This window comes from Hymenobacter fastidiosus (assembly GCF_039539565.1).
GTDB lineage: Bacteria > Bacteroidota > Bacteroidia > Cytophagales > Hymenobacteraceae > Hymenobacter > Hymenobacter fastidiosus.
Genome location: NZ_BAABDJ010000007.1, coordinates 1 through 19,204, shown reverse-complemented (window position 1 = coordinate 19,204; position 19,204 = coordinate 1). Strand labels below are relative to the sequence as shown.

Below are 19,204 nucleotides of genomic sequence, written 5' to 3'. Positions count from 1 at the left end.
TGGGCTTTAGGTTGCCGTCAGGTACCGGAAGCGGCGGATTTTTCCCGGGCAGTGGCCGGCCCGAAGTCTCTACCTTTGCCGGGTGCCGCTGCTGTACCTGCCTTTTTCCGCCCTGAACCTGGCTGCCTGGGACGCTTGCGTCGCGGCGGCTGAGCAGGTGGTGCCCTCCGCGCAGGCCGCCTGGCTGCGCGCCACGGCCGGCCGCTGGGATGCCGTGGTGGAGGTGGATGCCGCGTCGGGCCGGTATGTGTCGGTGTTTCCGCTGCCGGTAAAGCGGCGGCCATGGGGCCGGGAAGTATACCAGCCGGCTTTCACCCAGCAGCTGGGGCTGCTCACCACCGCCGGCAGCCGGCACCGCAACGTGAACGACTATCTGGCGCTGCTGCCGGGGCGGTACGCCCGATTCTATACGCAGCTCAATGCTGAAAATGAGCCTGGAAACGCGTTGGGGGGCTTTTCAGTTGCCCGGCGGCAAACCTATCTGCTGAACCTCACGGCCGATTACGCCGTCTTGCTGGCCGGCTACGAGGCCGACTACCGCCGCCGCCTGCGGGTAAATCAGCAGCAGCCCCGGCCGTTGGTGGTTACGGAAGCGGCGGCGGCGCAGGACGTAATTCAGCTGTTTCAGCAGTACAAGGGTGGCGCAGTGGCCGGGCTAAAAGCGCGGCACTACCGGCAGCTCACCCAGCTGATGACGGTTCTGCAGGCCCGGCAGCAGGCCCGGATCCTGGAGGTACGCCGGACGGAAACCGGCGAGCTGCTGGCCGGGGCGCTGTTTGTGGTTCAGCCGCGGCGTATCATTTACCTGTTTGCGGCCGCCTCGCCCGCGGGCAAAAAAGCCGGGGCCCCGCTGCTGCTGCCCGACCACGTTATCCGGCAGTACGCCGGCACGGCCGGCCTCATTCTCGATTTCGAAGGCGGCATGATTCCGTCGATTGCGCGTTTTTTTGCCAACTTCGGCGCCGCTCCCGTGCCCTACGCGGCGCTTACCCAAACCTCCTTGCCCTGGTACCTATCATGGAAACGCCGAAGCCCAGCCTGAGCCACCCCGAACGCGTGCACGTGGTGTGCGCCGAACCCTCCATTGCCAACCACTTCCTGGCCGAGCTGCGCGACGTGGATGTGCAGCGCGACAGCCTGCGCTTCCGCCGCAACCTGCAGCGCCTGGGCGAAATCATCGCTTACAAAATCAGCTCCCAGCTCAGCTACACCGAAAAAACGGTGAAAACCCCGTTGGGTGAATCGGTAAGCAAGCAGCTGCACGACTTTCCGGTGCTGGCTACGGTGCTGCGCGCCGGGCTGCCGTTTCACCAGGGCTTTCTGAATTACTTCGATCAGTCGCCGAGTGCCTTTGCCGCCGCCTACCGCATCGAGGGCACGGCCCAGGTGCGGGTGCAGGTCGACTATCTCTCGGCTCCCAGCCTCGATGAGCGGGTGCTGATTCTGGTGGATCCCATGCTGGCCAGTGGTAAGTCGCTGGTGCAGACCTACCGGGCCATGCTGCGCTTCGGCCAGCCCCGGCAGGTGCACATCGCCGCCGTTATTGCCAGCCCCGAAGGCGTGGAATACGTGACCCGCGAAATCCCCGAAGCCACGCTGTGGGTGGCGGCGGTTGATGAAAAGCTCAATGACCAGGCCTACATCGTACCCGGCCTCGGCGACGCCGGCGACCTGTCGTACGGTAGCAAGCTGTAGCCGGCCCTAGTGCGCCCGGCGCCCGAACATCCGCCGCCGCTGGTCAGCGTTAGCGCCCGGCGGCCCGAAATCGACGTGCTGCGGTTTGGGGCCGCTTTGGCCGTGGTGCTGTTTCACTACTCGTTCTGGGGGCACGCAACCAACCGGAATCCGGTGGCCTACCCGGAGCTGGGGCGCGTGTTTCAGTACGGCTACCTCGGCGTCGAGCTGTTTTTCATGATCAGCGGCTTCGTCATTCTGCAATCGGCGCTGCATCGTTCGGCCCGGCAGTTTGTCGTGGCCCGCATTGCGCGGCTGTACCCGGCGTTTTGGGTGGCCGCTACGCTCACGTTTCTGGCCACCCGGCTGGTACCCTCTGCTCTACCTAGGCCCTCGGTACTACAGTATCTCGCCAACCTGACCATGGGGCAGCAGTTTCTGCGGGTGCCGCCCCTCGACGGCGTATACTGGACGCTGGCGTATGAGCTGAAGTTTTATTCGCTGATCGTTGGCATCAGCCTGCTGGGCTGGTTCCGGTACCTGAATCTGCTGTTGGGGGCGTGGCTGGCAGTGGTACTGTGGTTCGTGTGCGGCCAGCCGGTGCCGGTGCCGGCAGGCTGGCTGTTTCCCGAGTACGCCGCCTTTTTTATGGCCGGTATGCTTTTTTTTCTGGTGTATCAGCGGGGCCCCCGGCTGGAATATGGCCTCTTGCTGCTCGCCTGCTACGGGCTTGCCATCACAACCGCGCTCCTGGAGCTGGCGCGCGCCGACGAATATCTGAGCAGGCCCCGGTCGGCGGTGATTGTGGTGGCCGTCGTCAGCAGTTTCTTCCTGATTTTTGGCCTGCTGGCTCTTGGGTACACCACCGGATTGCGGCTGCGCGGGGCCACTGCGCTGGGCCCGCTCACGTATCCGCTGTATCTGGTGCATCAGCAGCTGGGCTACCTCGTATTCCAGCTGCTGGGTCCGTGGGCAGATAGATTTTTGCTGCTGAGCAGTCTGGTGGCGCTGATGCTCGGCCTGGCCTATGGGCTACACCGCTGGGTCGAACGGCTCTATGCCAGGCCTTTCTACCGCTGGCTCGACCAGCACCTGCCCGGGTCGGCCCCGCCGGTGAAAAACCCGAAAGCGTAGCTGCAACCCCCGTTTTCCTGTTGCCCCGCTGCTTCTGAAGCGCCATTCGCGAAAGCAACAAAGGCATAATGCCCCGGAACCAAAGCCTGATGGCCCGGCTTAGTATCTTTGCGTGCCGCCAATGCCGCCGCAATACCCGATTCACCCTTTTAGCTCCGCAAACAACCGTGCTGCCTTATCTCCTTAAATGCGCCTCGGTTTTCCTGCTGAGTATGGTTAAGTTTTTTGCCGGGCCGGTAGCGGGCATCTCGATTGGGTTGAACTTCGGGCAAACCCTGGGCCTGACCGTGGCGGGCATGATGACTACCGTGCTGATTATATCCAGTGTGGGCCAGGTCTGGGCCCTGCACCTGCGCCGCCGTCGGCAGGAGAAGGGCAAGCCCGTCTTCAGTAAGCGCAGCCGCAACATCGTCCGCTTCTTCCGCCGCTTCGGCATGCCCGGCATTGCGTTTCTGACGCCGATTCTATTCAGCCCGATTGGCGGCACCGTCATTGCCACCCAACTGCACGTACCCCGGCTGCGCATTTTCCTGCACATGCTCTGGAGCGCTATGTTCTGGGGCATTGCCATCACTACGCTCACCGTTCGGTTCAGCCACCTGCCGTTCTTCCACCACTGATTGGTTTTTGGCGGGTGGTTTTTGGGCCAGACCACCCATTGCCCTTGGTCTTTCTACCGATACAAGGAAAAAGAGTCCGCAGCTTACGTTGCGGACTCTTTTTCCTTGTGTTGATGAGCTAAAAACCACCCACCAAAACCCAAAAACCTACTTGTGCCGGGAGTTGCGCAGCTTGGCTGATGCCTTCGCGGCCGGCGACTGGGTCTTGCCCGGCGAGGCCCGCTTCTTTTTGCCTTTCTGGCTGCGGTTCGGGCCCTCCACGTAGAGCTGGCCGGTGCGCTTGTCGATGCCTTTTTGCAGCGGGGTTTTCTTCACGTGGAAAGCGCCCTGAAACTCGGGGTCGTTGCGGCGGCGGCGCTCATCAATTTCCCGGTCCATCGACTGCTTCTCGTCAAACATCGTGTCCATTACCTTCACTTCTTCCGGCAGCGGCAATTCCGGAATCGGTTGGTTGATCAGCTCCCCGATGCGCTCGATGTGGTGCATCTCGGCCTCGTTGGCGAAGGTGATGGCCGCCCCCGTGTGCTGAGCCCGGCCCGTGCGCCCGATGCGGTGCACGTAGTCGTCGTAGATCAGGGGCACGTCGAAGTTGATGACGTGGCTCACCTGGGGGACGTCGATGCCCCGGGCGGCCACGTCGGTAGCGACCAGGAAGCGCAGCTCGCCGGCGCGGAAAGCATCCATGGCGTTGATGCGCACGTTCTGCCCTTTGTTGCCGTGAATGGCGCGGGTGTTTTCGCTCACTTTGCGGGCCAGAAAGTGGGCTACATTGTCGGCATTCTCCTTGGTGCGGCAGAAAATCATCACCCGGTTGAAGGTTTCCTCATCCTTAAAAAGGTAGCCCAACAGGTTGATCTTGGTGAGCAGGTTGGGGACGCGGTACAGGCTCTGGCTCACGTTCTGAGCTGACGTGGCCGAGGGCGTTACTTCCACCCGCACCGGGAATTCGAGGAATTCCTCGCTCAGCGTGGCCACCTTATCGGGCATGGTGGCCGAGAACAGCACGTTCTGCCGCTTGCGCGGAATAACTTCCAGAATGCGCCGGATCTGGGGCATGAAGCCCATGTCCATCATCTTGTCGGCTTCGTCGAGGACCAGCGTTTTCAGGTCCTTCAGCACTAGGTCGCCGCGCAGGTACAGCTCCAGCAGGCGGCCGGGCGTGGCAATCAGAATGTCGACGCCCTGGGCCAGGGTGTCAATCTGGGTTTTGGGCCCCAGCCCGCCGTAGATGGCAAAGATGCGCAGGTCAGTGTAGACCGACAGGCGCTTGAGGTGAGTTTCGAGCTGCATGGCCAGCTCCCGGGTGGGGGCCATGATGAGGGCGCGGGGATGAATGCCCTGGGCGTACTTCACCTTCATCAGCAGGGGCAACCCGAAGGCGGCCGTCTTGCCGGTGCCGGTCTGGGCAATGCCGAGCACGTCGTGGCCGGCCAGCAGCAGCGGAATCGTCTGCTCCTGCACGGGCGTGGGGCTCGCAAACCCGGCTTCGGCTACGGCCGTGAGCAGTTGTTTGTTGAGCTTGAAATCGGCAAAGGAAACGGGGGCAGGCGACTCGGACATGACGGCAGAAAAGTATTACGGCCCGCAAAGGTACGACGAATGTATTGGGCGTTAGCGAAATGGCAGTCTAAAACGGTGGCGAGCCTCCCCATGCCGAGGTGGCCGGACCTGCCGCCTTTCCAGCGGGGTCAGTCCGTCCTGAACCATGAGCCGGACTTTGTTTCGGCAGAAGGCTCCGCGATAAGCATACGGCGAAGCTTTCCGGGGTATACTCGTCGCGCCGTAGTGCGGGGCTTGCCCCCGCCCGTCGGTGCCCGAAAGCAGACGTTACCGGGCAACGACGGGCGGGGGCAAGCCCCGCACCCTACTTTCCTTTCGCGAACTACTTCGTGAGGAGTGTAACCACACTTTCTTCGTTCCTCAGGACGGATTGCCGCACTGTGCCCACCACAACGGCTTGCTTCGGCCGGCCGAGACCAGGCTAACAGAAAAAAATGGCCCGATCCTTTGATTAAACCATTTAGCCGCCTACTTTTGTCGCTCCATTACCAAACCCGGTAGGCATAGCTCAGCTGGTTAGAGCATCGGATTGTGATTCCGAAGGCCGTGGGTTCGAGCCCCATTGCTTACCCGTACAGAGTCCCCGGAAAATCACTTCCGGGGACTTTTTTGTTGCTTGCGCCGTTGTCCGACACACCGGCATGTTGCCCAAACCCCCCTTACCCTCTTTCCTATGAGTCTGGTTGTTATCGGTTCCGTCGCCTTCGACGCCCTGGAAACGCCCTTCGGCAAAACCGACAAAATCATCGGCGGCGCCGCCACCTACATCAGCCTGTCGGCTTCGTACTCGCTGAAACCCGTGAAACTGGTAGCCGTAGTCGGCGGCGACTTTCCGCAGTCCGATATCCTGCTGCTGGAAGAGCACGGGGTCGATACCGAAGGGCTGCAGATCAAGCCGGGGGAGAAGTCGTTCTTCTGGTCGGGGATTTATTCCAAGGACCTCAACTCGCGCGAAACGCTGGTGACGGAACTCAACGTACTGGCCGATTTCGACCCTGTTCTCCCCGATTCTTACCAGGACTGCAAATACCTGATGCTCGGGAATCTGGCTCCGCAGGTGCAGCGTCTCGTGATTCAGCGCCTCGTAAACCGCCCCAGGCTCATCGTGATGGACACGATGAACTTCTGGATGGACATTGCCCTGGACGACCTGATTGCGACCATCGAAATGGTGGACGTACTCAGCATCAACGACGAGGAAGCGCGGCAGCTGTCCGGCGAATACTCGCTGGTGAAGGCTGCCCGCAAGATCCTGGCTATGGGCCCAAAGTACCTCATCATCAAGAAAGGGGAGCACGGAGCTCTGCTATTCCACCACGATAAGGAAAAGCTGAAGATCTTCTACGCCCCGGCCCTGCCCCTGGAGGAAGTATTCGACCCTACCGGTGCCGGCGACACTTTCGCGGGCGGCTTCATCGGCTACCTTGCCGCCACCGACGATATCAGCTTCGACAACATGAAGCGGGCCGTCATCCACGGCTCGGCGATGGCCTCATTCTGCGTGGAGAAATTCGGTACCGAGCGGCTGCTGAATCTGAAGCCGGAAGAAATAGAAGCCCGCGAGCAGCAGTTCGCGGATCTGGTGGAGGTAGTGCCCGCCTCCATCGTGCAGAATGCCTAAGGAGATTTCGTAGTTGTTTTTCGGAACCCCGGCTGACCTTGACAGGAGGTGAGCCGGGGTTTTTTGCTTGAATCTTTGCGCAACTATTTGCGCGGCGGCCCGGTACAAGACTAAGCATCTTCTCACCTAAGCTTTTACCGCCATGACTAAGCACCAAGATAAAGCGCCCACCAACTCCGAGAAAGCCAAGAATCCAGCCCCGGATCAGGCAGAACAGAATCAGGAGCCGCTGGAGCACAAAGGCCAGGCGCATTCCAACAGCGGGGGCACCCACATGCAGAACGTGAATCAGAACGGCCTGAATGAGGCGGGTAATCCTACCAAGAATAGTACGCCCGGTGACGGTAACAGCGAAGAACAGCGCACCTCGCCGGTCAATAAGCCCCGCAACAACCCGCAAGGCAACAAGCCCATGTCAGTCGATGGCAACAACAAAGTGGGTAAAGGCGGCGATACCAAGCATTAATCAAACAAGTTAACTACTGGAACAGCCCCGTCAGATGCGTCTGGCGGGGCTGTTTCTGTTTACTTACGGTCCTTTGCCGGCCCCCGCCGCCGGGGCTGGTCCGGCTGTTACGGCACTACCGTCATGCGGACCACGCGGGTGTCCACGTCGCCGTTGTCGAAGAAGTCCTGCTCGAAGAGGATGGTTTTGTTGTCGAGCCAGCGCGGGCCGCTGACGCCCCACTCCGTTTGCCGCTCCCAGAGCAGGCGTGGCGCGGGTCCATCAGCCGACCAGACCTGCAGGCCGCTGGGCTCGAAGCGGGCCAGCACGTCGGAGTTGCCGCACACGAAATGCTGCCCGTCGGGTGCCACCGAGGGCGGGCTCCACACGCGGGTGCGTTTTCCGGTGCGCTGATTCACCAGCAGATAGTAGCCGCCCTCATACAGATGCACCGAAACGAGCCAGTGCTGAATATCGGCTAGCTCCGTGAGGTACTCATAGGTGATGTGGGAATCGTTTTCCGCCGGATTAGTGACCAGCCGAACCGCCGGAGCTGCCGTGGGCCGGAGCCAGAGCGTATGGCCCACGCGCTTCACTTGGGGCCCCGCGTGCCGGAGCTGCCGCTTTTCTTCAAGGGCCAGGTCAAGCTCTGCTACTTCCGACTCGGCTGCCGGTGGGGCCAGCCACGCGGGCTGAGGCAGCTGCTCATACACCCGGCGTGGGGCCGGGTACAGGCTGACCACGCGGCCGGGCAGTTTCACCAGCGTATCGAGGTGCTCGAGGCGGTAGATGCGTGGCGGCTTAGGCGGCGGCAGCGCCACCACGGCCGGAATCGGCTTCACCGACGGCCGCCCCCGCTCGGCGGGCTGCATCCGCAACGAACAGGCCGTGAGCCCCACGGCCACCAGCAGAGCTATTGCCACCGCACCAAGCCGAAACATAAAAAGGGAGTAAAAAGTAGGGCCTAGAAGTCTTGTTTGAGCCACTGCCGGAAGCTGGCCTGTTGTTCAGGCGTCGCGTCGGGCCGCTTTTCTATGGTGATTTTCTGCCAGAAACGCTGCTCCGGAACCGCCGTCAGGGTCACGGTCAGCAGGCGGTTCTGGCGGAATACGCTGAGCTGGTAACCGGGGGCACCATCATTCAGCAAAGTTTGCAGATTCAGGGCTACCTTCCTGCCATTCACCGCAATAATTTCGTCATCGACGGTAAGCGTGGCCGCCGCGGGCGAATCAGGCAGGATATCGGTCACTTCCGTGCGCTCATTCTTCACGATGGTGCGGAACCCGAATACTCCCTCCGAAGCCGACGGGTTTTCCTCGGTGAGCAGCATGCAGCCCACCAGCTCCAGCGCCTTAGTCAACGGCTCTTCCAGCGGTGCGGTGCCGTACACGAACTTGTCGAAGTAGGTTTGCATATCGCGCCCGGCTACTTCATTCACCAGACGGATATAATCGGCCTCAGTGTAGCCGATGCCGGGCTGGCCGAATTCCAGCCACAGGCGGCGCATCACGTCGTCGAGGCTGCGGGTGTGCTGACTCAGGCGGCGCAGCGTCAGGTCGAGTAGCAGGGCCACCAGCGCGCCTTTGTGGTACACCGATACTTTGCGGTCGGGTACGCCGGGCTTGTAGCCATCCAGCCATAAATCCACCGACGCATCGGCCAGCGACAGGTTGATGCGGCCGTAGTCGTCGAAGTGTTGCCGGAGCACCGTGTTCAGCTCGGCGAAATACTGCCCGGCCGTTCGCACCCCGGCCCGGGCCAGCAGGTACTCGCCGTAGTACGTGGTGATGCCCTCGGCGATATAGCAGGTGCGGAAGTAGTTCTCCCGGGTGTAATCGTAGGGCATCAGCTCCGCCGGCCGGATCTGCTTGATGTTCCAGGTGTGAAACAGCTCGTGGCAGCTCACGCCCAGCAATTCCTTGTACAGGCCTTCGGTCATCAGCAGCTCGGCCGGACCCAGTACGATAACGGTGGAGTTGGCGTGCTCTACGCCGTGGTAGTGCTTGTAGGGCAGAATCTGGTTCAGGAAGTGATAGTCGGCCACCGGAAACGAGCCGAACAATGCCAGCTGCTCCTCGGTGAAGGCCTTGAAGTCGCGCAGCATACGGGGCCAGTCGGGGGCGCACTCGCCCTGCACCCACAGGTAGAAGGGCCGGCCCTGGGCTTCGTAGGTATGGTGCACCAGCGTCGGGCTGGCAATCAGGGGGCAATCCACCAGCTCCTCAAAGCTTGCCGCCCGCAGCGTATGCGGCCCGCTCTGCGGCATTCCGCAGGCTATCTGCCAGCCCTCGGGCAGGGCCAGCGTCACTTCGCAGGGCTCCTGTTGCCGGCCTTCGACGTACATGAAGGCCTGGATGCCGTTCAGGTACAGCTGGGTGTCGTCGAGCCAGGAGCCGCCGGCATCCATCTGATGGGCGTAGAAATTGTAGCGCACCCGTACCGTGCGGCCCGCCGCGCCTGCCACCTGCCACCGGTCCTTGGTGAGCTTGCGGAAGGGCAGGATTTCGCCCGAAGCGGCGTCTTCCACCACCACCCGCTGGATCTTCTGGGCGAAGTTCTGCAGTTCATACCGTCCCGGCCGCCAGGCGGGCAGCTGCAGCTCCAGGGCTTCGATGGCGGCGGCGGGCACCGCGAAGGTCATCCGGATCTGGAGGTAGAAGGTAAGCGGATTCGCGAAGGCGACGTGGTAGTGAATCATGCGGGAGCGGGCTGGAGGGCCGGAAATGCCCAGGTAAAGCTAGGGGTATCCGGCCGGAATAGATAGGGGCGGGGCTACTCTTTCCTCCGTGATTCGCCGGGCTTGGTAGCGGTAGTCCGGGCTAACCGGTTGTTGATCAAAACGCACCCCGCGCGGAAAAAGCCGGATCAGGCATTGCCTTTTCCAAATCAAGGGCTTACCTTTGCCGGCCTTACCTGCCACTGAAGTCTTCAACATATCATGAAACGTACCTTCCAGCCTTCGCAGCGCAAGCGCCGCAACAAACACGGTTTTCGCTCGCGTATGGAATCAGTTAACGGCCGCAGCGTGCTGGCCCGTCGTCGTGCCAAAGGCCGCAAGCGCCTGACCGTATCGGACGAAGGTAAGCACAAGCGCTAAACCGCTGACGGCTCCTGCCGAGGCGTCCGACCGGGCTCAGATGCCCGCCGCACGCTCTTATTCGTTTCCAAAAGAAGAACATTTGTGCCGCAAAAAGCTCATAACCGAGCTTTTCGGCCGGGGTTCTTCTTTTGGTTTATACCCCCTGCGCCTGGTCTGGATTGCGGCCGACGCGCCCACCACGGCCCCGCCGCAGGTGCTGGTGAGTGTGTCGAAGCGCAGCTTCAAGCGCGCCGTGGACCGCAACTACCTCAAGCGCCTGCTGCGCGAGGCGTACCGGCTGAACAAATACCGGCTCCTGGAAGCACCCGGCGGGCACCCGGTGGCTTTGCTGGGCCTCATTTACACGGGCAAGGAAAAAAAGCCTTTCACGCTGGTTGAAAAAAAATTAATTTCAGGGCTGGAGCGTTTGCTGCAAGACGCAACCTGCGGGGCTTCCCCGGCGTCTCCTTCGTAGCCCTGTTTTTGCTTCCAGCTGTTTATATGCGTAAAAAGACCGTTGCCGGCCTCCTCCTGGGAGGGGCCGCATTGCTCGTATCGTTTCGCTCGGCTTCTGACAACGAGCGGTACTTTGAAATCGCCAAGAACCTCGACATTTTCGCCACCCTGTTCAAGGAGGTGAATACCTACTACGTGGACGAAATAACGCCCGCCAAGCTGGTCAAAACGGGAATCGACGCGATGCTCAAGTCGCTGGATCCGTACACGAACTACATTCCCGAAGACGATATCGAGGACTTCCGCACCCTGACCACCGGGCAGTACGGCGGCATCGGGGCCGTGGTGGTCAAGCGCGCTGGCAAAACCATCGTGCAGGCCGCTTATGAGGGCTATCCGGCCCAGAAAGCCGGTTTGCTGCCCGGCGACGAAATTCTGACCATCAACGGCGTCAACGTTGAGAAGAAGAACAACTCGGATATCAGCAAGCTGCTGAAAGGGCAGGCCAACTCGCTGGCCAAGCTGGAGGTAACCCGCTACGGCCAGGATAAGCCCATCGAAATCAGCATCACCCGCGACAAGATTCAGGTCGATAACGTGCCGTACTACGGTATGCTGGCGCCGGAAATCGGGTATTTCCAGCTTTCGGGCTTCACGGTGGATGCGGGCAAGGAAACCCGACTGGCCGTGAGTAAGCTCAAGGATATGGGCGCGAAGAAAATCGTGTTCGACATCCGCGGCAACCCCGGCGGCTTGCTCAACGAAGCGGTGAATATCTCCAATATCTTCGTCGATAAAGGCCTCGACGTGGTGAGCACCAAGGGGAAGGTGACGGAGTGGAACAAGACCTACAAAGCCCTCGATGCCCCGCTCGACACCCAGATTCCGGTAGTCGTAATTACCAGCAACCGCTCGGCTTCGGCTTCCGAAATCGTGGCGGGCGTCCTGCAGGACTATGACCGGGCGGTGGTTGTGGGGGAGCGGACTTTCGGTAAGGGCCTCGTGCAGGCTACCCGGCCGCTGAGCTACAACTCCCAGCTGAAGGTGACGACGGCCAAATACTACATTCCCAGCGGCCGCTGCATCCAGGAAATCGATTACGCCCACCGGGCTGATGATGGCACGCTGGGCAAATTCCCGGACTCGCTGCGCACGGCCTATAAAACGGCCGCGGGCCGCGTGGTGTACGACGGCGGCGGCGTGGCTCCCGACGTGGAAGTGGCCGACAAAGGAATTGCCGACATCTCCCGGGTGCTGATCCAGAAAAGCTACCTCTTCGACTTCGCCACCCGCTACCGCGCCGAACACCCCACCGTTGCTTCGGCCCGCGACTTCAAGCTGGCTGATGCGGACTACCAGAAGTTCGTTGACTACCTCAAAACCAAGGATATCAGCTACAGCACGGACATGGAGAAAAGCCTGACCGACCTGACCAAAAAGGCCAAGGACGACAAGCATTACGACGACGTGAAGAATGATCTGGACGCGATGCGCAAGAAGGTCTCGACCAACAAGAGCAACGACCTGATGCGCTTCAAGCCCGAAATCCGGGAGATGCTGGAGCAGGAAATCGTGTCGCGCTACTACTTCCAGAAGGGCAGCATTGAAGCCAGCTTCGACGATGACCCCAACATCCTGGCGGCTATAACGGTCCTCAACGACCCGGCCCGGTACACTGCTCTGCTCAAGCCCGGCACCCCGGAAGCCAGGACCCGGCCCGAGGCCAACCGCAGGACGGCCGGCGGGAAGTAGCAATTAGAATCCCTTTAGAAAAGAAAGGAACCTCGTTGGAGGTTCCTTTCTTTATGCCCTAATGATTTGCCGTAACTTCGTCGTCATGGAAAATCTCCGCCATCGTATCACTACTAATCCGCGTCAGTGCGGCGGCCGGCCCTGCATCCGGGGTATGCGCATCCGGGTGGCGGACGTGCTGAACCTGCTGGCCGCAGGCCTGACCAACGAGCAGGTCTTGGCTGAAATGCCTGATCTGGAACCGCTCGATGTACAGGCGGCGCTGCAATAGGCTGCTCAACGGCTGGATTATCCGCAGCTGGCAAGCCTGACGTTCCGGCTTGCTGCCCAACGCTCTCCTCTGCTGGCCGCGTGGTGGCGCTGGAAGTTTAACCTGAACGCGCTGCCGCTACGCGAACTGGGCCTGCGCGATGCCGGGGATGAAGAAATCTTCACCGCCGCCAAAGTTGCCGGCACCGTGATTGTCACGAAAGACTCCGATTTCCTGCGCCTGCTTGAGCCATTGGGGCCGCCACCGCCGATTCTGTGGATCACCCGTGGGAACACCCCCAACGAACGATTGCAGCAGGTTTTGCTTTCCACGTTGCCTGCCGCCCTGGAACTGCTCAGAGCGGGTGAACCCCTGGTGGAAATGAGCAACTCGCAGTAATTTTGGCGAACAAACAAAGTTTATGGCTCTTATTCTCTCCCTGGAAACCTCCTCACCCGTCTGCTCAGTTGCCCTACACCAAGGTGGTAAATTGCTGGGCCAGTCGGAGCTGCGGCTGGAGAAGTCGCACTCCTCGCACCTGAGCATTCTGGTGAATCAGCTCCTGGAAAACAGCCAGCATACGCTGTCGGATCTGGCGGCGGTGGCGATATCCGATGGGCCGGGCTCCTACACGGGGCTGCGCATCGGGGCGGCGGCAGCCAAGGGGCTATGCTTCGCGCTGAATATTCCGCTGCTGGCCATCAGCACTCTCCAGGCGATGGCCAGCCAGGTGGCGGCTTACACGGCCGGGGCCGACAATTTCCTGTTCTGCCCCATGCTCGATGCCCGACGGATGGAGGTGTACAGTGCTATTTACACGGCTGGCGGAACGGAAATGCTGGCTCCCGCGCCGCTGATTCTGGAATCGGATACGCTGGCCGAACAATTAGCCCACCACCGCTTGTTGTTCTTTGGCAACGGCGCGGTAAAGTTTCAACCACTCGTCGCGGATCAGCCGAATGCTGGTTTTCTGAGCGGCGTCGAGCCTTCGGCCATTGCGGTGGGAGCACTGGCGCAGGCCGCTTTTGAACGACAGGATTTCCGCGACGTGGCCTACTACGAGCCGTTTTATCTGAAGGAAGTCTACACCACGACCCCTAAGGTTAAAAATTAGAGGTGAGAAATTAGAGCGTAGATTCAAGTCGGGAAAAAGCGAAGCTTCTACGCTCTAACAGCTAAGCTCTCAGAAATAAAACCATGGAAGAAATCTTCGTTAACCGCGTCGCGCAAAGCGCCCTCACCACCCTGAACCTGGAAGAGCTGATTCATCCCGGGGAGCAGGTGCTGTATGACATCAAGGAAAATCTGTTCCACGGGCTGATGCTGCGCGAAAAGGATTTCCGCGAGTTCGTCAAGACCCACGACTGGAGCCAGTACGATGGCAAAAGCGTGGCCGTTATCTGCTCCGCCGATGCCATTGTGCCCACCTGGGCCTATATGTTGCTGGCCACCAAACTCCAGAACCACGCCCACCGCTATGTATTCGGCAACCTGGAAGCCCTGGACCAGGAGCTGTTTCACGAGGCCATTGCCGGCATCGATGCCGAACAGTACCGCGACGCGAAAGTGGTGGTGAAAGGCTGCGGCAACATTCCCGTACCCACCTACGCCTACGTCGCCATTATGCAGAAGCTGTTGCCGGTGGTAAGCAGCGTTATGTATGGCGAGCCGTGCAGCACGGTGCCGTTGTACAAGCGCCCCAAAGTCTGACCTGGTATCAAAGCCGGGGCAGGTAAGCTCCGCTGATTTTAAGAAAGCCCTGTTTTCCGTACCGGAAGGCAGGGCTTTTGGGTTCCGGCCAGTGCCGGGAAGTGAGGTGAAACCCGTGCATTGAGCATTGTTGCCCATCTTTGGCGCTTTACCCGCTTGTCTATGCCTGCCTCCGTCACGTCAGTATCTCCCTATAAAATCAGCTTTCTGGCTGGCACGGCCATCGTCATTGCCAACATGGTCGGTACGGGCGTGTTTACCAGTCTCGGGTTTCAGGTACTGGGTATTCAGAGTGGCTTTGTGCTGCTGATGCTTTGGGTCGTGGGCGGCCTCATTGCCTTGTGTGGGGCTTTGTGCTATGGCGAGCTGGCGGCCGCCATGCCCCGGTCCGGCGGTGAGTACCACTATCTGTCGCAGATTTACCATCCGGCCGTGGGGTTCTTGTCGGGCTGGGTGTCGGCTACGGTGGGCTTTGCGGCGCCTACGGCCTTAGCCGCTATGGCCCTGGGCCGGTATGCTGCCAGCGTGTGGCCGGCGCTGAATCCGCGGGTGCTGTCGGTGGTGGTAGTGCTGGCGCTGACGGCCGTGCACGCCACCAGCCGCCGGGCCGGCAGCCGGTTACAGGTGATTATTACGGGAGTGAAAGTGCTGGTGCTGGTCTTGTTCATTGCGGCCGGCCTGGCTACGAACCAGCCCCAGGCTATTTCCTTCGTGCCCTTCGCCGCCGACTGGCAGCAGCTCCTGAGTCCGGCGTTTGCCATGTCGCTCGTGTATGTGTCCTACGCCTATTCGGGCTGGAACGCGGCCGTATACCTGACCGGGGAAATAGCCGAGCCCCGGCGTAACCTGCCCCGCATTCTGCTGGCCGGCACCGCCGTGGTGCTACTCCTGTATGTAGGGCTGAATTTTGTATTCCTGTATTCAACCCCTGTTCCTCAGCTGGCGGGCCAGCTGGAAGTTGGCTACGTGGCGGCCCGTCAGCTTTTCGGCCCGGCCATTGGGCGGCTGATGGGGGCCGTCATTGCCGGACTGCTGGTGTCCACGGTCAGCTCCATGATTTTTGCTGGCCCCCGCATCGTGCAGGTCATGGGGGAGGACTTGCCGGCCCTGCGCGGCCTGGCGGTGGTCAGCAAAGCGGGTATCCCGATCCGGGCAATGCTGCTGCAAACGGCCCTGACGTTAGTGTTTGTGCTGACCGGTACCTTCGAGAAAGTGCTGCTCTACGCCGGCTTCGTGCTCAGTCTGTTTACGTTCCTTACCGTGCTGGGCCTGTTCGTGCTGCGGGTGCGGCGCCCCGACCTGCCGCGTCCTTACCGGGCCTGGGGCTATCCGCTCACTCCCCTTCTTTTCCTGGCGCTGAGTGGCTGGACGTTGGTGTTCATCCTGCGCGACAAGCCGCTGGAGTCCCTGTATGGCTTGCTTACCTTGCTGGGCGGCCTGCTGGTATATTTTCTGGGAAGAAGAATGCGGGTTGTCTGAAGCCCTTTTGCCTTACTACCGTTTGCTGGGTAGCGGGCTCTGCGGATCTCCGCGTCCTCTGCGCGAAATAACGTCGGTGTTCCCGCGCCGCCCAAAGCCTGCCTCATTCAACGGAAACCCAATATCTTGCCGCCTGATTACGCCCGGCCCATTTTCAATTCTCAATGCGACTTTTCCTCTTCCGACTGCTGTTGCCCGTTGCTGTTGTGGCTCTCAGCTGCTCCGACCCAAAAACAGTCGCTCTCGAACAGGAAAAGGCTGGTACCGCAATTTCCCCGGACTCAGCCGCTACTGCTGAAACTCCCGCCCAGCCCGTTCCTGCGCCGGCCCCGGCTGCCGACACCGCCGCCGTACAGGATGTAGCGGCTTACCTGGCCGGAATGCCCGTTAGTCAGAACGGTGACCTGCGCCCTTTAACCACTCAGCCCGGCTGGCAGGCCTTTGCGGCGGATGCCGATAAGAGCTGGGCCAACTACCATCAGACGCGGACCGGTAAAATCCAGCCCTGGGCTGCTGCCGAGTTGGATTCGGTGCGCCAGGCGGCCAAAACGGTCTTTTACCCGTTCAGCGGCCCCGATCTGCTGAACGTCGTCACCATGTTCCCTACCAGTCAGACCTGCGTGCTGGTGGGGCTGGAACCGGTGGGCTCGGTACCACGCCGCAGTACGCTCGAAAACTCCAAGCTGTTTCCGGCCCTGCAAGCCTCGCTCTGGTCAGTACTGAACTTCAGCTTTTTCCGGACCAACGATATGGCTATCGACCTCAAGTCGGTGGAGCTGGATGGGTCCTTGCCGCTCATCATGCTTTTTGCCGCCCGCACCAACCACCAGATTACTGCTATCCGTTACGTGCAGCTCGATGCCCGGGGCCAGCTCACCGCTGCGGATACTGCCACCATCCGCAAGCCTGGTCCTAAGGTTGTTCCTGGGGTCGAAATGCTGCTTTTGGATAAAGCTGGCCAGAAAAAGCAGGTGTACTACTTCTCCGCCGACCTCAGCGACTGGAAGCTCGGCACTACCCAGGATGCCGCGTTGCGGTATGTGCGCACTCTGGGGCCGCTGGTCACCTACGTCAAGTCGGCTACCTACCTCATGCACAAACCCTACTTCTCCAAAGTGCGCAATCTGGTTCTGGAGCGCAGCAGCTACGTGTTACAGGACGATTCGGGTATTGCCATGAAGTACTTCCGCCCCGCCGACTGGCATTTCACTTACTACGGAGTCTACCGTCGTCCCATCAACCTCTTCGCCAAGCAGTACCAGCCCGAGCTGACCAAAGCCTACGCAGATTCCACCAAGCGGCCCCGTCCGCTACCGTTTGGTACGGGCTACAACTGGCGGCAAAACGATTCCAACCTCCTGCTGGCTCATCGTCGCACGGCTCCGGCTATCTGAACCGGAAGATAGTAAACCCCATTATGGAGTTGCGCAGCTCCTGTTTGGTTTAAAGCAGGGGAGGCGCAAGCCCACTGATTTTCTCCTTTATATATAGGTATGCCAAACGCCCGGACATTCCTGCTGCAATGGGCCGCCATGCCGCCCGCTATTCTATGGTGTCTGCTTCTGATCAGCCCGGGGTTGAGCCGGGAAGATGGTCCGCTGCCTCCCGGTTCTAAAATCAGCGTCGATAGCCGGTTGCTGGACAGCCTGCTGCGTGCTGATAGCCGCTTGGTACCCGTTATCCGCAATTCAGCGAAATACGAGCTGCAAATTATCTACACCCAGATAACCCGGGACCGGCAAAACCGACCCCACTTCACCCAGCATAGCTTTCACCTCGATGCCCGGCGGTATTTCAATCCTGCCAGTCTCGTCAAGCTGCCCGTGGCCGCGCTGGCTCTGGAAAAGCTGAACCGGCTCCGGCAACCGGGCCTCACCCGTCGTAGCGTCATGGTCACGGGCACCGCTTTCCGCTGCCAGACGCCCGTGCCCTACGTAGCTACTGCCGATTCCGACCGCCTCAATACCGTCGGCAACTACATTAAACGCATGCTGCTCGTCAGTGATAACAACGCCTACAATCGTCTTTACGAATTCCTCGGACAGCGCCCCCTCAACGAGCGGCTCTGGCAAATGGGCTACCCCAACGGCCGCATCGTTCGCCGCTTTGCCCCCTGCGACTCCGCTGCTAACCGCCACACCAACCCCATTACCTTTTACAATGAGCGTGGCACTGCTATTCACAATCAGCCGGCTGTCGTCAACTCCCAAACGCTCAGTTTCCCCCTCGGGCGCATCGCCAAAGGCCGCGCCCACCGCGCCGGGGGCCGCCTGATACCGCAGCCTTTCGATTTTACCACTGCCAATTACCTGCCGCTGCAGGATGTTACCGATATTCTAAAGGCAATCATCTTTCCGGATGCCGTACCCGGCAATCAGCGTTTCAGCCTGTCGCCTACTGATTACGCATTCCTGCGCTACTATCTGCAAAGCTCCCCGCACGCTTCCGCCTTCCAGCCTTTCGCATCCAATAAGTATTTCGATGCTTACAAAAAGTACTTCTATTACGGTCGTAATCCTGATTCTCGCCTCCAGCGCGGTCTGCACATATATAATGTAGTAGGTATGTCCCACGGCTATCTGGCCGATGTAGCCTACTTCGCCGATTCCGTTAAGCAGATTGAATTCATGGTAAGCGCAATTATCTATGTCAACAATGACGGCATCATCAATGACGGTGCTTATGAATACACTGCCATCGGATTACCATTTTTAGCCTACCTGGGGCAGTCTTTGTATCAATACGAAGGAAGAAGAAAGCGCCTGATCCAACCAAATCTCAGTGAGTTATTCGCAGAAACGAAGAATCGGCGAGAAAATAGATAAGGGTTAACGAACCAAATGATCTTACTAAGAGGTTGTGTCTCAGTCAGCCAAAGGGAAGGCGGTAATTAACACGGCTGTCATCTATCTAAAAATAGTGTTGGTCTGTTTGGCGGGGGAGGAAAAACCGTGCACCTTTGCCCTCCCTAACCGAAACGCGGTAGGGGAAACGGTCTTGAAGAGTTGCTCTATTTCGCTGCTGTTTGTTCACCTTGTAAAAGAGGAAAACAAAAAGGTGAGTCGGGAGTAGGAAAGTTGAAACGAGTCGACTTACCTTTGCAGCCCGCTTCAGAAGGAAGGGAAACAGGTTCGGCTTTCAGCCGGAAGCGTAATAAAAAAAACTGCTTCTGTTACTTGGAAAGGCCGAAAAGGAAGTTACCTTTGCAGCCCGCTTCGGAAGGAAGAGGAACACACAGCAAACAGGGCAAGAAAAAAAGATGTTTCTTTTCTTGTGGTAGTCGAAAAGCTGCTTACCTTTGCAGCCCGCTTCAACGGAAGGGGTGTAGCAAGCGAGAGACAAGCCAGCCGGACGGGTTGGTACAACGTCACACCAATTGGGAGTGACAGACGTTCTTTGAATGATTGGAAATGACAAATTGGTA

At 59.8% G+C, this 19,204-nt stretch carries 19 protein-coding genes and 1 tRNA gene; 17 read left to right on the top strand and 3 right to left on the bottom strand.

Going from position 1 to position 19,204, the window contains the following annotated elements:
* Positions 1-82: 82 nt before the first annotated feature.
* From ABD833_RS05035 to ABD833_RS05020, 4 genes are all read left to right on the top strand, one after another.
* Positions 83-1,042, top strand: a complete 960-nt coding sequence (locus ABD833_RS05035; protein ID WP_345071395.1) for a GNAT family N-acetyltransferase — start codon at positions 83-85, stop codon at positions 1,040-1,042.
* Positions 1,018-1,695 carry a uracil phosphoribosyltransferase gene (upp, locus tag ABD833_RS05030; protein ID WP_345071393.1) on the top strand — a complete coding sequence of 226 codons (678 nt, stop codon included), beginning with the start codon at positions 1,018-1,020 and terminating at the stop codon, positions 1,693-1,695. The genes ABD833_RS05035 and upp overlap by 25 nt, the downstream gene beginning before the upstream one ends.
* Positions 1,696-1,704: 9 nt before the next feature.
* A complete protein-coding gene (locus tag ABD833_RS05025; RefSeq protein WP_345071391.1) occupies positions 1,705-2,808 on the top strand; it encodes an acyltransferase family protein in 1,104 nt (367 codons plus the stop codon).
* Positions 2,809-3,020: 212 nt separating this feature from the next.
* Positions 3,021-3,428 (top strand): hypothetical protein, encoded by a 408-nt coding sequence (locus ABD833_RS05020; protein WP_345071390.1) that lies wholly within the window; start codon positions 3,021-3,023, stop codon positions 3,426-3,428.
* A 147-nt stretch (positions 3,429-3,575) separates the two neighbouring features.
* Here ABD833_RS05020 and ABD833_RS05015 read toward each other — a convergent pair whose 3' ends face one another.
* Positions 3,576-4,988 (bottom strand): DEAD/DEAH box helicase, encoded by a 1,413-nt coding sequence (locus ABD833_RS05015; protein ID WP_345071388.1) that lies wholly within the window; start codon positions 4,986-4,988, stop codon positions 3,576-3,578.
* Between the two features lie 497 nt (positions 4,989-5,485).
* Between ABD833_RS05015 and ABD833_RS05010 the strand changes: the two genes are divergently transcribed.
* From ABD833_RS05010 to ABD833_RS05000, 3 genes are all read left to right on the top strand, one after another.
* A tRNA-His gene (locus ABD833_RS05010) sits at positions 5,486-5,559 on the top strand.
* A 102-nt stretch (positions 5,560-5,661) separates the two neighbouring features.
* Positions 5,662-6,609, top strand: a complete 948-nt coding sequence (locus ABD833_RS05005) for a PfkB family carbohydrate kinase (protein WP_345071387.1) — start codon at positions 5,662-5,664, stop codon at positions 6,607-6,609.
* A 142-nt stretch (positions 6,610-6,751) separates the two neighbouring features.
* On the top strand, positions 6,752-7,075 hold the full coding sequence (locus ABD833_RS05000; protein WP_345071386.1) for a hypothetical protein: 324 nt from the start codon (positions 6,752-6,754) through the stop codon (positions 7,073-7,075).
* Between the two features lie 107 nt (positions 7,076-7,182).
* Here the strand turns inward: ABD833_RS05000 and ABD833_RS04995 are convergent, their stop codons facing one another.
* Together ABD833_RS04995 and ABD833_RS04990 are read right to left on the bottom strand one after the other, a co-directional pair.
* Positions 7,183-7,995 carry a hypothetical protein gene (locus tag ABD833_RS04995; protein ID WP_345071384.1) on the bottom strand — a complete coding sequence of 271 codons (813 nt, stop codon included), beginning with the start codon at positions 7,993-7,995 and terminating at the stop codon, positions 7,183-7,185.
* A gap of 23 nt (positions 7,996-8,018) precedes the next feature.
* Positions 8,019-9,752, bottom strand: coding sequence for a M61 family metallopeptidase (locus ABD833_RS04990; protein ID WP_345071382.1), 1,734 nt, complete (start codon positions 9,750-9,752; stop codon positions 8,019-8,021).
* Positions 9,753-9,992: 240 nt separating this feature from the next.
* Between ABD833_RS04990 and rpmH the strand changes: the two genes are divergently transcribed.
* From rpmH to ABD833_RS04940, 10 genes are all read left to right on the top strand, one after another.
* On the top strand, positions 9,993-10,151 hold the full coding sequence (gene rpmH / locus ABD833_RS04985; RefSeq protein ID WP_073104628.1) for a 50S ribosomal protein L34: 159 nt from the start codon (positions 9,993-9,995) through the stop codon (positions 10,149-10,151).
* A 40-nt stretch (positions 10,152-10,191) separates the two neighbouring features.
* Positions 10,192-10,608, top strand: coding sequence for a ribonuclease P protein component (locus ABD833_RS04980; protein ID WP_345071381.1), 417 nt, complete (start codon positions 10,192-10,194; stop codon positions 10,606-10,608).
* A 26-nt stretch (positions 10,609-10,634) separates the two neighbouring features.
* On the top strand, positions 10,635-12,341 hold the full coding sequence (locus ABD833_RS04975; protein WP_345071380.1) for a S41 family peptidase: 1,707 nt from the start codon (positions 10,635-10,637) through the stop codon (positions 12,339-12,341).
* Between the two features lie 85 nt (positions 12,342-12,426).
* Positions 12,427-12,612 carry a DUF433 domain-containing protein gene (locus ABD833_RS04970; protein ID WP_345071379.1) on the top strand — a complete coding sequence of 62 codons (186 nt, stop codon included), beginning with the start codon at positions 12,427-12,429 and terminating at the stop codon, positions 12,610-12,612.
* Positions 12,613-12,624: 12 nt separating this feature from the next.
* On the top strand, positions 12,625-12,990 hold the full coding sequence (locus ABD833_RS04965) for a DUF5615 family PIN-like protein (protein WP_345071999.1): 366 nt from the start codon (positions 12,625-12,627) through the stop codon (positions 12,988-12,990).
* Positions 12,991-13,012: 22 nt separating this feature from the next.
* A complete protein-coding gene (gene tsaB / locus ABD833_RS04960) occupies positions 13,013-13,705 on the top strand; it encodes a tRNA (adenosine(37)-N6)-threonylcarbamoyltransferase complex dimerization subunit type 1 TsaB (protein WP_345071378.1) in 693 nt (230 codons plus the stop codon).
* Positions 13,706-13,788: 83 nt separating this feature from the next.
* Complete coding sequence (locus ABD833_RS04955; RefSeq protein WP_345071377.1) at positions 13,789-14,301, top strand: DUF2480 family protein; 513 nt, start codon at positions 13,789-13,791, stop codon at positions 14,299-14,301.
* Between the two features lie 162 nt (positions 14,302-14,463).
* On the top strand, positions 14,464-15,780 hold the full coding sequence (locus tag ABD833_RS04950; RefSeq protein ID WP_345071376.1) for an APC family permease: 1,317 nt from the start codon (positions 14,464-14,466) through the stop codon (positions 15,778-15,780).
* A 164-nt stretch (positions 15,781-15,944) separates the two neighbouring features.
* Positions 15,945-17,174 carry a hypothetical protein gene (locus ABD833_RS04945; RefSeq protein ID WP_345071375.1) on the top strand — a complete coding sequence of 410 codons (1,230 nt, stop codon included), beginning with the start codon at positions 15,945-15,947 and terminating at the stop codon, positions 17,172-17,174.
* Between the two features lie 99 nt (positions 17,175-17,273).
* Positions 17,274-18,605 (top strand): serine hydrolase, encoded by a 1,332-nt coding sequence (locus ABD833_RS04940; protein ID WP_345071373.1) that lies wholly within the window; start codon positions 17,274-17,276, stop codon positions 18,603-18,605.
* Positions 18,606-19,204 lie beyond the last annotated feature (599 nt).